The sequence below is a fragment of the Mesorhizobium sp. M0077 genome (assembly GCF_040322955.1).
GTDB lineage: Bacteria > Pseudomonadota > Alphaproteobacteria > Rhizobiales > Rhizobiaceae > Mesorhizobium.
In genome coordinates, this window is sequence record NZ_JAMYUL010000002.1 from 155,185 (window position 1) to 169,762 (window position 14,578).

General features: G+C 63.7%; 9 protein-coding genes. 2 read left to right on the forward strand and 7 right to left on the reverse strand.

Annotation, left to right across the window (positions count from 1 at the left end; genetic code table 11):
* The first annotated feature begins 162 nt into the window (after positions 1-162).
* Positions 163-1,647, forward strand: a complete 1,485-nt coding sequence (locus NKJ57_RS04960) for an MDR family MFS transporter (protein ID WP_023715857.1) — start codon at positions 163-165, stop codon at positions 1,645-1,647.
* A 20-nt stretch (positions 1,648-1,667) separates the two neighbouring features.
* On the opposite strand, the gene NKJ57_RS04965 is transcribed toward NKJ57_RS04960, so the two are convergent.
* From NKJ57_RS04965 to NKJ57_RS04975, 3 genes are all read right to left on the reverse strand, one after another.
* Positions 1,668-2,699 (reverse strand): NAD(P)/FAD-dependent oxidoreductase, encoded by a 1,032-nt coding sequence (locus tag NKJ57_RS04965; protein WP_023715858.1) that lies wholly within the window; start codon positions 2,697-2,699, stop codon positions 1,668-1,670.
* A gap of 104 nt (positions 2,700-2,803) precedes the next feature.
* On the reverse strand, positions 2,804-3,124 hold the full coding sequence (locus NKJ57_RS04970) for a 2Fe-2S iron-sulfur cluster-binding protein (RefSeq protein WP_023707481.1): 321 nt from the start codon (positions 3,122-3,124) through the stop codon (positions 2,804-2,806).
* 157 nt (positions 3,125-3,281) lie between these two features.
* Complete coding sequence (locus NKJ57_RS04975) at positions 3,282-3,620, reverse strand: Hpt domain-containing protein (protein ID WP_023700815.1); 339 nt, start codon at positions 3,618-3,620, stop codon at positions 3,282-3,284.
* A 313-nt stretch (positions 3,621-3,933) separates the two neighbouring features.
* Here NKJ57_RS04975 and NKJ57_RS04980 point away from each other — a divergent pair, with 313 nt between their 5' ends.
* Positions 3,934-10,143 (forward strand): kinesin, encoded by a 6,210-nt coding sequence (locus NKJ57_RS04980; protein WP_352512640.1) that lies wholly within the window; start codon positions 3,934-3,936, stop codon positions 10,141-10,143.
* Positions 10,144-10,452: 309 nt separating this feature from the next.
* On the opposite strand, the gene NKJ57_RS04985 is transcribed toward NKJ57_RS04980, so the two are convergent.
* From NKJ57_RS04985 to NKJ57_RS05000, 4 genes are read right to left on the reverse strand one after another with little or no spacing between them, the layout of a single operon-like run.
* Positions 10,453-11,094, reverse strand: a complete 642-nt coding sequence (locus NKJ57_RS04985; RefSeq protein WP_502897930.1) for an ABC-type transport auxiliary lipoprotein family protein — start codon at positions 11,092-11,094, stop codon at positions 10,453-10,455.
* A gap of 37 nt (positions 11,095-11,131) precedes the next feature.
* A complete protein-coding gene (locus NKJ57_RS04990) occupies positions 11,132-12,505 on the reverse strand; it encodes an MlaD family protein (protein WP_023708614.1) in 1,374 nt (457 codons plus the stop codon).
* 14 nt (positions 12,506-12,519) lie between these two features.
* A complete protein-coding gene (locus NKJ57_RS04995; protein WP_488494662.1) occupies positions 12,520-13,338 on the reverse strand; it encodes an ABC transporter ATP-binding protein in 819 nt (272 codons plus the stop codon).
* 1 nt (position 13,339) lies between these two features.
* On the reverse strand, positions 13,340-14,527 hold the full coding sequence (locus tag NKJ57_RS05000; protein ID WP_023708615.1) for an MlaE family ABC transporter permease: 1,188 nt from the start codon (positions 14,525-14,527) through the stop codon (positions 13,340-13,342).
* Positions 14,528-14,578: the final 51 nt, after the last annotated feature.

Genomic DNA, 14,578 nt, shown 5'->3' on the forward strand with positions numbered 1-14,578 from the left:
GAAATCGGCCTATACGGGACGACATATGTCAGGCTCGCAAGATATGTCAGGCTGGCAAGGCGCGAGCTTCGAAACACCAGATCAAGACCAATTGAGGCGGCGCGTAGCGGAGCGGCCATTTGGCGCCGCGCAATCGCTCTCAAACTTTATGGATGAACTGATATGGACCAAGCTGTCGACAAGCCGGCTAGGGTGGCGCCCGCCGCGCCGCTTACGGAAAGCGAGAAGAACGTCATCATCGCCGGCATCCTTTTGTCGATGCTGCTGGCGGCGCTCGACCAGACCATCGTCGCGCCGGCCATGCCGACCATCGGCCGTTCGCTCGGCCACGCCGACTACCTGCCGTGGATCGTGACCGGATATCTCCTGACGGCGACGGCCATGGCGCCGCTCTACGGCAAGATTTCCGACGTCTACGGCCGCCGGCCGACCGTCTATGCGGCGATCCTGATCTTCCTTCTGGGATCGCTGGTCAGCGCCATGGCCCCCAACATGTTCGTGCTGGTCATCGGCCGGGCGATCCAGGGTGCGGGCGGAGGTGGCCTGTTCGCCCTGGCGCAGATCGTCATCGGCGATCTTGTGCCGCCGCGCGAACGGGCGCGCTATGCCGCGTGGATTTCGGGCACCTGGGCGGTCGCCAGCATCGCCGGACCTCTGCTCGGCGGCGGTTTTGCCGAACATCTGCATTGGTCGCTGATCTTCTGGATCAATATCCCGCTCGGCATCTTGGCCATGGCCATCATCAACAAGCCGTTGCGCAAACTGCCGGTCGCCGCAAAGCGGCATCGCATCGACGCCCTGGGCGCGCTGCTTCTGGTGGTGGCGACGGCATTGCTGCTTTTGGCCCTCAATTGGGGCGGCAGCGCCTATCCATGGGGCTCGCGCGAGATCGTCGGCCTGCTCGCCTGTTCGGCGGTCTTCTGGGCTGCGTTCGCGCTCAGGCTGATGCGTGCGGCCGAGCCGCTGATTTCGCTTGAAGTGCTGAGCAATCCGATCGTGCTTGCCGGCACGGCGTCGATGTTCCTGCTGCAGGCCGCCAATATCGGCCTGTCGGTGTATCTGCCGGTCTATCTGCAGTCGATCATCGGCCTGTCGGTCAGCCAGTCGGGCCTTGCCATGCTCGGCCTGCTGCTCGGAACGGTCGCCGGCGCGACCTTCAGCGGCCGCACGATACCGCGCTTCTTCCACTACAAGCGTATAGCCATGGTCGGCGTTCTCTTCGCCATTATCTGCCTTGGCGTGCTCAGCCTGGTCGCCGGCCGCGCCTCGCTGCTGGTGGTCGAGCTCTTGACCATCTGCATCGGCCTTGGAAGCGGCACCACCTTCCCGGTCGCCACCGTATCGGTGCAGAACGCCGTCGACCGCGCGCATCTCGGCGTTGCCACCGGCGTGCTGACCTTCCTGCGTTCGCTGGGCAGCGCGCTCGGCGTCGCCATGCTCGGCGCCGTCGCGCTCGGCTATGGCCTGCCGCTTGCCGGCGAAGGCGCGCCGGCTGCCGGACAGATCGTCTCGGCGACGCCCTTCATGATGATCTTCCTTGCCGCGGCCGTCACGCTCGTGCTGGCGCTGATCACGCTGGCGCTGATGCCGGAGAAGTCACTGCGCGGCCGCGACGACGCCGAGGCGCCGGTCGTTCTGGTGGAGTGATCCGGAAAGCCCTGTAGGACCTACTCCACGACGCCGAGCTTCTTCTGCAGGCTGGTCGACGACGTCGTGTACTGGAAGACGATACGTTCGCCGGGGCTGATGATGCGCTTGGCGGCCTGCGCCATCAGCGCCACCTCGTGAAAACCCGACAGGATCAGCTTCAGCTTGCCTGGGTACCAGTTGATGTCGCCGACGGCAAAGATGCCTGGCACCGAAGTCTGGAATTTCTCGGTATCGACCGGGATGAGGTTCTCATGAAGGTTGAGCCCCCATTCGGCGATCGGGCCGAGCTTCATGGTCAGGCCGAAGAACGGCAGCATGCGCGTGCACGGCACCTCGATGTCGCCGTCAGGCCCGCCCTTGATGGTAGCAGAGGCCAGCTCGCCGTCGGCGCCGGTCAGGCCGCTCACCTGGCCGACCCGGAACTCCAGCTGCTTCATCTCCTGCATGGCATACATCTTGTTGACGCTGTCGGGCGCCGCCCTGAATTCCGGCCGGCGATGGACCAGCGTGACGCTTTTTGCCACCGGCTGCAGATTCAGCGTCCAGTCGAGTGCGGAATCGCCGCCGCCGACGATGACGAGGTCGTGGCCGCGGAATTCCTCCATACGGCGCACCGAATAGAAGACGCTCCTGCCCTCATAGGCCTCGATGCCGGGAATGGGCGGCCGTTTGGGCTGGAACGAGCCGCCACCGGCGGCGATCACCACCACCTTGGCTTCGAACACCTCGTTCTCGTCGGTGGTGACCCGAAATGAGCCGTCGTCCAGCTTTTCCAGGCTGGAGACCATGCGGTTGAAGGTAAAATCCGGCTTGAACGGGTGAATTTGCTCGAGCAGTTTGTCGACCAGCCCTTGCGCCGAGATCGAGGGCCAGCCTGGAATGTCGTAGATCGGCTTTTCCGGATAGAGTTCGGCGCATTGGCCGCCGGGCCGGTCGAGGATATCGATCAGATGGCACTTCATGTCGAAGAGGCCGAGTTCGAACACGGCGAACAGGCCGACCGGCCCCGCCCCGACAATGAGTGCGTCCGTCTTGATTATATCGGTCATGCCAGGCGAGCCTCATTGTCAAACTGGGGCGAAACTGGCGCGAGACTGCATGAGCATTGGCCCGCTGCCAAGCGGCGGCGGGAAAAATCAGATGGTACGGGAGATCAACCCTGGCGAGCCGGCACGCGCACGACCAGGCCGTCAAGCGCGTCGCGCACCTTGATCTGGCAGGACAGCCGCGAGTTCGGCTGGACGTCATAGGCGAAGTCCAGCATGTCCTCTTCCATCGCCTCCGGCTCGCCGACCTCGGCCGTCCAGGCTTCGTCGACATAGACATGGCAGGTCGCGCAGGCGCAGGCGCCGCCGCATTCTGCCTCGATGCCCGGCACCGCGTTGCGGATCGCATTCTCCATGACGGTCGAGCCGTTTTCGGCCTCGACATCGAAAGGAGTGCCGTCATGGGCAATGAAGGTCAGCTTGGTCATTTATCACCTGAAGGGAGTCCCAGCCGAGATAATCACTCCACCGGACAAGTCAACTGCGGCGCGAAAGCGCCGCTTTGTGACGTTTTTTCGGAAAGCTGGCCAAAGCACGCCCTGGCCCCGTCGATTCATCCCGGTGGCCGCTGCCGAGCGGCAGCCATTACCGGCTGATGGCGGCGATGAAATCGCGCACTTCCTCGATCAGGGTGCCGAGGCGCTTGAGGATGCGCGCATCTTCCGGCTGCTGTTCGATCGAGGTGGCGCAGTCGGCGATGGCGAAGGCGCCGACCCCGCGCGCCGAACCTTTCAGCCCATGCGCCAGAAGCAGTCGCTCCCTGATGTCGGCATCGACTATTCTGTCCCGGACGGAAAGCGCCTGCTGTACGAACAGTGCCAATACCTCCTGTTCGAGGGCGCGATCGCCCATTGTCTGACGGGCCAGATGGGCCAGATCCACTGGGCGCGAACGGGCCGGTCCCGACGCATCGCCGCCCGGCATTGAGAAGGCAATGCCGCTTTCACCGCGTACCAATTTGAAACTCCTTGTGCCGATCGCCGAAAAAACTAGGCGATTTCCGTCGCCAACGCGTTAATGAATGGGCTGGAAAATTGTTGCCGCTGAGGCGGTTAGATCACGTTGTCGTTAACCTTATATTTAAAGTTTTACGTATCTCGCGGAATGCATGTTTTCTTTACCCCTGTGTGTCATTACGATACGAAGGTCCATTTTCAGCCTCCTGCGTGGGATAAGACGAGCCAGAATCAGGCAAAAATAAGAAGTCCCTCGGCAGCTAGTACAGGGTAGCGAAGGCATGGCGAAGAAACCAACGACGACCAGAACTCTCGACAGCGACGTAGCCAGGGAACTCGAAAAGGCGCTAGACCTCGATCTCAGCGGAGACGGCAGCGGCGATCTCGATATCGCGGCGTCGATGGAAGATCTGGAAGCGCAGATATCGCAGGCCGCGGACGAACTGGCGCGCGAAGGCCGCCCCCAGAAGCCCGCTCCCGCTCAAAACGCGTCCGTCCAACAAAACCAGAGTGCGAAGCCGGCAGCCAAGCCCGCCGAGCTGCGCCCGGTCGAATCGCGCAACAGCGCCCAGCCAGCCGGCTTCAAGCCGGCAAACGATGACCGCCAAAAAGATTACAAGACGCTGCTGCACAGCCTCAACCGGCGCGCGTCGAGCACGATCTATTGGGTCGTGGCGTTCGTGTCGCTGGCCTGGATCGCCGGCGCCGGCGGCCTTGCCAATCTGCTGTTTGGCCCCAGCATCTGGAAAATTCGTACATTCGATCAAATCCTGGCCCGCCCTGAACTGATCGGCCTGGCGATCGCGGCAATCATACCGGTCGTCCTGTTTTGGGCCTTCGCGGCGATGATCCGCCGCGCGCAGGAAATGCGCATTGCCGCGCAGTCGATGACGGAAGTGGCTTTCCGTCTGGCGGAGCCGGAAAACCTCGCCCAGGATCGCGTGATGATGATCGGCCAGGCCGTTCGCCGTGAAGTGGCGGCGATGGGCGAAGGCATCGAGCGCACGCTGGCGCGCGCCGTCGAACTCGAAACGCTGGTCCACAGCGAGGTCAACCAGATCGAACGCTCCTATTCGGAGAATGAATCGCGCATCCGGTCGCTGGTCGACGGGCTGGGCAGCGAGCGCGAAGCCGTCGTCACTCATGCCGAGCGCGTGCGCGCCTCGATCACCGGCGCGCATGAAACGCTGAAGGACGAGATCGGCGCGGCCTCCGACATTATTCGCGACTCTATCCTCAACGCGTCGACCAAGCTGTCGATGACGATCACGAATTCCGGCGACACGCTGATCGACCGCATCAATGAAAGCTCGATGTCGATCTTCGATTCCGTCGAAACCCGGCTGGATTCGATCACCGACAGGCTGTCGACATCGGGCGAAGCCTTTGCTTCGCTGCTCGACACCCGCATCGCCAAGCTGACGGACACCACAGACGGCCTGACCCGGTCGCTGACCGACCTGCTCGACGACCGCACCACCGGTATGGTGTCGCTGCTCGGCGGCGCCGCCCGCACCCTGAGCTCGGAATTCGAGTCCAGCCTGAACGGCATCGAGCGGACGCTGGCCGAGCGCGGCCAGGCGCTGATCAGCGAATTCCAGACCCGCGCCGAAGCACTCGATACCGGCACGCAGAAGCTCAACGCCGCGCTCGAGGCGCGCGCCCGCCAGATCAACGAAACGCTGGTCGAGCGCGCCCGCGAGATCGCCCACACCTTTGCCGAGAGCAAGGATCATTTGTCGGCCATGATCGATCAGGGCAAGACCCAGATCGGCGCCGACATGGCCGACATCGTCTCGTCGACCTCGTCGATGCTCGAAGCCCGCGCCAGCGATTTCGCCGGCCGGATGGAAGCCGCCCGCCATGTCGTGTCGCGCTCATTCGACACCGACATCCAGCGTCTTGCCGATGCCCGTGTCGGCATCGAGGACGCCGTCGAAAACCACAGCCGCAAGCTGTCCGAAAGCCGCGAACGCATGGCGGCTGCCATGCAGGCGGACCTGGCGAAGTTCGCCGAGGGCCGCGCCGGCATCGATGCGGCCGTAACGAACCAGGTGCAGAAGCTGGCCGAAGGCCGCAACCTGATCTCGCGCGCCCTGGAAGAGGATCTGCGCAAGGTCAACGAGTCGCGCGCCGCCATCGACGCGTCGCTGGGCAGCCATCTCGAGCGGCTTGAAGAAGGCCGCAACCGGCTCAACCAGGCTTTGCATGAAGACTCCGGAAAACTTGTGCAAGCCCGTACGATCATTGACGAAATGGTCGCCGGGCATGTCGGTAAGCTGGCCGAAGGCCGCAACATTCTGTCGCGCGCCCTGGAAGCCGATCTCGGCAAGCTCGCCGACAGCCGCGCCTCGATTGACGGGCTGGTCGCCGGCCAGGTTGAAAAGATCGCCGAAGGCCGCGCCATCCTGACCAAGGCGCTCGAAAACGACATTATCGGCATCAAGGGCGTGATCGAGAACCACTCTGCGAAACTGGCCGAGGATCGCACCGAACTCAGCAAGGCGCTGGAGAACGACCTGTCCGGCATCAGAGGCCTGCTCTCCGACCATTCGAGCCGGCTTGCCGACGATCGTGGCCTGTTGTCACAGACGCTCGAGGCCGACCTCGCCAAGCTCGCCGAGAGCCGGTCGAGCATCGACGGGCTGGTCGCCGGCCAGGTCGAGAAGCTGGCCGAGGGCCGCGATATCCTCAAGCGCGCGCTCGAAGCCGACCTCAACACCATCAAGGGCGCCATCGCGGGTCATTCCGACAAGGTGGCGGAAGAGCGCGGTCAGCTTTCCAAGGCACTGGAGGCCGATCTGCAGAATGTGAACAGCCTGATCGCCGACCACTCGAACCGGCTTGTTCAGGATCGTTCGACGCTATCCCAGGCGCTTAAGGATGACCTTCAGAATGTGAACAGCCTGATCACCGACCACTCGAGCCGGCTTGTCCAGGATCGTTCGACGCTATCCCAGGCGCTTCAGGACGATTTGCACAATGTCAGCGGCATCATGGCCGATCATCAAAACAGGCTCGTCCAGGACCGTTCGGCGCTCTCAAAGGCACTGGAAGACGACATCGCCAAGCTGGCGGAGAGCCGCTCCAACATCGATGGGCTGGTCGCCGGACAGGTCGAGAAGCTCGCCGAGGGCCGAGACATCCTCACACGGGCGCTCGAAGCCGATCTCAATGCGATCAGGAGCGCCATTGCCGACCAGTCGCAGAAGCTGAGCGAAAACCGTGGCGAGTTCGCACGGGTGCTGGAAGCGGATTTGGAAAATGTCAACAGCCTGATCGAGGGTCACAGCGACAAGCTCGTCCGGGATCGCGCGACGCTGTCGAAGGCTCTCGAGGACGACCTCGCCAAGCTGGCCGAGAGCCGGTCGAGCATCGACGGACTGGTCGCAGGCCAGGTCGAGAAGCTGGCCGAGGGCCGAGACATCCTGAAACGTGCGCTGGAAGCCGACCTGCAGAAGCTGTCGGCAAGCCGCGGTGAGGTCGACGACATCATCGCCGGCCATGTCGGCAAGTTGGCCGAAGGCCGCAACATGTTGACCCAGGCGCTGGAAGACGATCTGGCAAAGCTCGCCGACATACGTAAGGATGTCGACCGCTCGCTGTCGGGCCATATCGACCAGATTGCCGGCAGAAGCACCGATATCTCGGCGGCAATCGCTGCCGATGTCGAGAAGATCGAGCAGGCCTTCAGCAAGCAGACCGGCATCATCGAAGAGCGCGCCGGAACCATGGAGCGCGCGTTGTCGGTGGGTGTCGACAATGTCCGCAGCGTGCTTGAAAAGAGCGCCGTCTTCGTTGCCGGCGCGCTCCGCGAGAAGGTCATGGAAGTCACCAGCGCGCTGCACGAACAGGCCGGTGCTGCCTTCAGCGACGCAGACCGCAAGATCGCCGAGCGTGCCGAGCAGACCTCGGCCGCCCTTTTGGCCCGGGCCGAGGACATCGCCCGCACCTTCGAGGACGCGGATCGCCGTCTGCACGCACGTGCCGAGGACACATCGAGCGCCCTGCTTGCTCGCGCCGAGGATACGACGAATGCCTTGCTTGCTCGCGCCGAAGACACAACGAGCGTGCTGCTTGCCCGACATGACGAGACGTCGAACTCGCTGCTCGCCCGCGCCGAAGAAACGGCCGGACGGCTGGCTGCCCGCGCCGGCGAGATCGCCGGCACGTTCGACGCCGCCGACCAGAAGCTGGTCGCGCGCGCGGTGGAGACGGCGCAGTCGCTGGCCGACCGCGCCGGCGACATCCTGCGTAACTTCGAGGGCGCCGACCAGCGGCTGAGCATGCGCATCGGCGAATCCGCCGAAGCGCTGGCCGCCCGCGCCTCGGACCTTGGCCGCATCTTCGACGCCGCCGACCAGCAGCTGATCTCGCGCATTGCCGAGGGTTCGGACGCGCTGTCGGCACGCGCCACCGAGATCAGCCGCATCTTCGACGAGGCCGATCACCGCCTGGTGTCGCGCATCGCCGACTCCACGTCGACGATCGGCGAGCATGCCGACAACATCGTCGGTGCCTTCGCCAGCACCGAGCAGCGCGTTGCCGAACGCGCACGCCAGACCGGCCAAGAACTTGCCGTCCACGCCCGCGAGATGGAGCAGGCTCTTGCCGGCGCCGACGAGCGGCTGGCCGCGAGCGTTGCGTCCGCAGCTTCGCGCGTCGAGGAACAGGTCGCCAGCGTCGAGAACCGCCTTCTTTATACGACGGAGACGATGGGCCAGAAGCTCAACGAGCAGGTTTCCAGCGCAGAAGCTCAGCTGATCTCGCGCGCCAACACGATTGCGGAGACTTTTACCGCAGTCGGCCAGCACATCGGCCAGAGCACCAACGACGCTGCCAAGACCATCGGCACCAATACCCGCGAGCTCAACACGATGCTGGCGGCGCGTTCGGCCGAGATGGCGAAGATCCTGGACGAAACCGCGCGGCCGCTGGTCGAGCGCTTCGCCCAGGGCGGCTCGGAACTGCAAAAGAGCATGGAAGAGGTCACCGAACGCGCGACCGAGAAGCTGCGCAGCGAAAATGCCGCCCTCGTCAACGCGCTCGCCAGCCGCACCGCCGAAACGCTGTCGGCCGTCGAAGGCGCGCGCTCGTCGCTCGCCGATAGCGTCGCCGACCTCATCGGCCGCATGAGCGTCTCCAGCTCGCAGCTTGGTGAGCTGATCGAACAGGCGGCGATCAACCTCGGCCAGGTTGACGAACGTCTGAGCGGCAGCACGCAAAGCTTCGCGGCAACCACCGAAAAGGCCGCGCAGACCTTCGCCAGCTCGGCACGCCTGGTCGATTCGAACACGACGCGGCTTACCGAACTGTCGTCGTCGACCCTGCGCGAAGTGGCCTCGATCGCCACCAAGTTCGACGAGCACAGCCGCTTGCTGTCCTCGGCTTCGGATCTGTTGAGCTCGGCGCAGAGCAATCTGGAGCACACGCTTGAGCGGCAATCGTCGCTCGAAGATCTCGCCGTCGGCCTTGTCAAGAAGTCGGAAGACCTCGAGAAGGTGATGCGTTCGTTCGAAAACCTTGTCGGCCAGACGATGCAGAATGCCGAAGGCAAGACGCTGGCATCAGCCGACAAGATCCGCATCGCCATAACGGAAGTGGTCGATTCGGCAACCAGCCGGTTCGCCGATGCGACCGAGGAGATGCGGCGCACCGCAAGCTCGATCAAGAGCGAGCTCGACCTCACCCGCGCCGAGCTCAAGAAGGGCGTCATCGAGATGCCGGAAGAGGCCAAGGAATCGACCTCGGCGATCCGCCGTGCCGTTGCCGAGCAGATCAACGCGCTCAAGGAACTTTCGGATATCGTTGCGAAATCGGGACGCGGCGGCGACAATGCCGAACCGCGCGCCCTGCGCCCGGCGCCGCAGGCGCCAGTGCAGCGCCCGGCCGAGCCGGTACGCCGCCCGCCGCCGGCGCCACAGCCGGAACGCCCTGCTCCGCAGGCGCCGCTGGGCGGCCTGCGTGGCACGCTCGATATCGAACGCCCCGCCGAAGCACCGCGCCAGCGCGACGCCAACGCCCGCACGCCGCAAGGCGGCTGGGTGCGCGATCTCCTGACCGGGGCATCGCGCGAGGAGGAAGTCGCCAGGCCGGCTGCGCCCGCGGAAGCACCGCGCGCAACTCCCGCCCAGCGCTCGCCGCTGCATGTCATGGAGTCGCTCAACTCGCTCTCGGTCGATATTGCCCGGGCGATCGACCACGACGCCTCGATCGAGCTGTGGAACCGCTACCGGCGCGGCGAGCGTGACGTGTTCACGCGCCGCCTCTACACGCTCAAGGGCCAGCAGACCTTTGACGAAATCCGCCGCAAATATCAGGCCGAGGCGGAGTTCCGCGCCGCCGTCGACCGCTACTGCGACGATTTCGAGAAGCTGCTCAAGGACGTCTCGCGCAACGACCGCGACAACATCATGGCGCAGACCTACCTGACGTCGGACACCGGCAAGGTCTACACCATGCTGGCCCATGCGAGCGGCCGTTTGCACTGATTGAGGCGACACCACAGACAAGGCGGGAAGTTCCCGCCTTTTCTTTGTGCAAAATCGTCGGTCTGCGCTGCCCCTCATCCGCCGGCCGGCACCTTCTCCCGTATAGCGACGGGGAGAAGGGGGATGGCATCAGCCTCGCCGCCCATACTGCGACGGTGACAATTGGCGAAATCATTGGCGGCGGCGTTCTTTCTCCCGTCACTATACGGGGAGAAATGCCCGGCAGCGCAATGAGGGTCAGCGCGAACCTGCGATATTTGGTCGAGTGATGGCTAACGCGACGAACGATCGTTCGAAGCCTCGACCGGCTCAGATCACCGAATCCGTCCAGCCCACAATATCCTTCGCCGCCTCGCCGAAGGCGCTGTCGAGCGCGTTGACATAGGCCGGATTGCCGCTGCCCGAAACGGGAGCGGATGCGGTGAAGCTCTTCGAGGCGCGCACCTCGCCGTTGCGGTCATTCAGGATGCGCACGAAGAGATTGACCTCGGCATGCTCGCCACCATTGACGCGGACTTCGAAGGAGCGGATCTCGACGATCACCTGGTAGTCGATCGCCAGCCCCTCGCCCGGCTTGCCGACGCCGGCAAAGCTGCCGGAGCGCTGGAAGGTTTCGGCGAGCCTCGCCTGCACGATCAGCGGCAGCCGGTCGGCCCATTGCGCGCCCTTGAGATACTGGATCGAGCGATCTGACGGCTTGATGACGATGTTCTGGCTGTCCAGCGCCTTGAGCGCGGAGGGCTGGGCGATCAGGATCTGGCGGCGGCTGTGGCCACGGGCGTCGATCGACGGGGCGGACAGCTCGAACGTATCGAGCGGCGCCGGCTTGCCTCCCAATGCCGCGCAACCAGCCAGCGTCAAGCCAAGCAAAACGACTGCCGATCTATACCCACCCAACCCGAACGTCACGCGTGATCCCCACTGTCCCCGGATCGTATGATGAATCCGCATCCGCGGTCCATGTAATTGCTGCGGGCGTGCACGGAAGTCAACGCCGTGCCCTGCCATCGAACTGCCGGACCTCACCGTCGCCGCCCGACAGGATGCGCTGCGGGTTGCGGCTGAGATCGGTCACCGCCTCTTCGATGCGACTGATCGAACGCCGGCTGTCCTGGACCAGCGCCTCGACATTCGACAGGCCCTGGCCCGAGAAGCGCGCGATGTTGTCGGTGATCGTGCCAAGCCGGGCGTTCAGCGTGTCGGCGACCTGCTTGAACGACTTCAGCGTGTCCCTGGCATCGGCCATGACGCCGTCGGCTTGGCCCGAACCGAGCAGCGTATCGACCCTTTTCAGGATGCCGTCGACGCGCACCGAGGCATCGTTGAGGCGCGACGCAAGCTGTTTGGCGTCCTTGATCGTCTCGTCGATGTCGTCGGCCCGGTCGGCGAACTTGTCGGTCACCTTGGCGATGTCGGCGGCGGCCTTGTTGGCATTTTCGCTGGCCTTCTGAATGTTGGCGAGCGCCACGCGCACTTGTGCCGGATCGATGCCGTCGAGCACATTGTCGACCTTGGCCAGCGTGCCTTGCGTGCGCGTGGCGAAATCGTTGACCGAGCCGACCGCGGTATCGACGTTCTTGATCACGCCGTCGAGCTGTCCGCTGGTCTCCTTCAGATTGGCGGTGACGGCGTCCACATTGGCGACGATGCTCTTGATCTTGTCCTTGTCGACGGCATTGAGCAGGCCTTCGGCAGCCTTCAGCGTGCCGTCGAGCTTGCCGGAAACACCCTTCAGCTCATCCGACAGCGCGCTGACGGCGGTCAGGAACTTGTCGATGCCGTCGGCATTCCTGGCCAGCGCATCGGAAAATGTCTGGGCGTTCTTGACGGTCTGGGTCAGCGGCCCGCGCACATCCCTGGTGAAACCTTCGAGTTCGGAAAGCACCTTGTCGGCACGGGTGAAGATATTCTGCGCAGTCTGCAGCAGGTTGGTGACCGCCGATGGATTGGCGACGATCTCGGCGGTCCTGCCTTCCTTTGCCGCCTCTTCCAGGAGATTTGGTTCCTTTGGATCGGCGCCCTTCAATTCGATGTTGACCTGGCCGGCAAGGCTGGCGATGCCGATATCGGCCTGCGTCGATTTGGTGAGCGGCGTTGTCTGGTCGATCTCGGTCGTAGCAATGGCGGCATTGGGGTCATTGCGGTCGAAATAGACGCGCTTGACCACCCCGACCTTGACGCCGTTGAACAGCACCAGACTGCCGGGGCCGAGGCCGGAGGCCGAACCCTGAATGCGCACGCGCAGCTCCGCCGTCTCGCCGCGATCACCGATCTGGGCGGTCCAATAGACGAACCCGAACGCCGCCAGGATTGCAGCCAGGGTGAAAATGCCGACAATTACGTAGTTGGCTCTGGTTTCCATTGCCCCACTTATGTCTATGCGCGCGCGGCAAGATCAAGTTGCCGAGCCCGTTTTCCGCGGAAATAGGATTTGACCCACGGTTCTTCGCTTTTCAGCATGTCGCCGATCGTGCCTTCGACCAGGATTTTCTTGTTGCCGAGCACCGCCACGCGGTCGCAAGCGGTAAACAGCGTGTCGAGATCGTGCGTCACCATATAGACCGTCAAATCCATCGTATCGCGCAGCTTGACCACTAGTTCGTCGAATTCGGACGCGCTGATCGGGTCGAGGCCGGAAGTCGGCTCGTCGAGGAAGACGATATCGGGGTCGAGCGCCAGCGCCCGCGCCAGGGCGGCGCGCTTGATCATGCCGCCCGAAAGCTCCGAGGGAAATTTTTGCGCGGCGTCCGGCGGCAGGCCGACCAGTTCGATCTTGAGCAAGGCCAGCTCGTCCATCAGTTTCTTCGGCAGATCGAGATATTCGCGCATCGGCACCTGCACGTTTTCCTGCACGGTCAACGCCGAAAACAGGGCGCCGTGCTGGAAAAGCACGCCAAGCCGCATATCGATGCGCAACCGTTCGATGTCGCTGGCCTTTTCGAGGTCGAGACCAAACAGCTTGATCGTGCCGGACTGCTTGTGCAGCAGGCCGAGAATCGTGCGCAGCAGCACCGATTTGCCGGCGCCCGAGGCGCCGACGAAACCGAGGATTTCGCCGCGCTTGATGTCGAGCGCCAGTTTGTCGAGGATCAGCTTGTCGTCCAGGGAAACGGTGATATCGCGCACCGACAGCACGATATCGTCTTCTTCCATTCCCTGCACAGCTTTGGTCGCCTTTGAGTTTCTGTGCATCATGTCAGAACTCGATCGATGCGTAGAAGATGGCAAAAAGGCCATCGAGGATGATGACGACGAAGATCGATTTCACAACCGAGGCGGTGACGTGCAGACCCAGCGATTCGGCGCTGCCGCCGACCTTCATGCCTTCTACGGAAGCAATGGTACCGATGATCATGGCCATGAACGGCGCCTTGATCAGCCCGGCGAAGATGGTGCTGATATCGATTGCCCCGCGCAGCCGGTCGATGAAGGCCGTCGGCGCAATACCGGAATAAAGCCAGGCGGCTAGGATGCCGCCGCCAAGAGCGGCAAAATTGGCGACGATGGTGAGACAGGGCAGCGCGATCACCAGCGCCACCAGGCGCGGAAACACCAGCACGCCGATCGGGTTGAGGCCGATGACCTTCAGCGCGTCGACCTCCTCGCGCATCTTCATCGAGCCGATCTCGGCGGTGATGGCGCTGCCGGAGCGGCCGGCGATCATGATGGCGGTCATCAGCACGCCGAGTTCGCGCAGGATCAGCACGCCGACCAGATCGACAACGAAAATGTTGGCGCCGAAATAATTGAGCTGGTAGGCGCCCTGCTGGGCGACGATGGCGCCGACGATCGCCGACATCAGCACCACCACGGGGATGGCGCCGACCCCCATGCGATCGATCTGGTTGAAGATCGCCGCCGGATTGATGGCATGGCCGCGCCCGAGCTTCATCTGGGCGCCGCCGATGGTGGCGCCGAGGATGTTCATCGAGGCGAGGAAATCATCGCGCATCTCATAGATGCGGCGGCCGACCGCCTCCAGCCCGCGGAGGATGATGTTGGGGCGCCGGACGCCGCGCGATTCGGGCTCGCGCCGGACAGCTTCGCCAACGGCGCCGAGCAGGATCGAGGCGACATCGCTTTGCCCCTGCATCTTGATCTCGACACCCTTCTTTTCGAAGACACTGACCAGGCGATCGATCAGCCAGGCGCCGGCGGTGTCCATCTTCTCGATGTGGGAAAGATCCAAAGCGAGCGTCTGGAAGCCTTTGCGCTGCTCGATCTTGCGCATCTCGGCGTCGATCAGCGCCACTGTCGTTGTCGTCCAGATGCCGGAGAACGCGCAGCCGAGGACGCCGCCCTCCTCGCCGACCGCAACGCGGGGCTGGTGGTCGGCCTCCTTGGCGGCGTTGCCGCTTGCGTCGCGTTTGCCGATGGTCAACATGGCGTCCTGTTTAGCCTGACGGGTCGTACCTGTCGATTTGCCGACGACGCG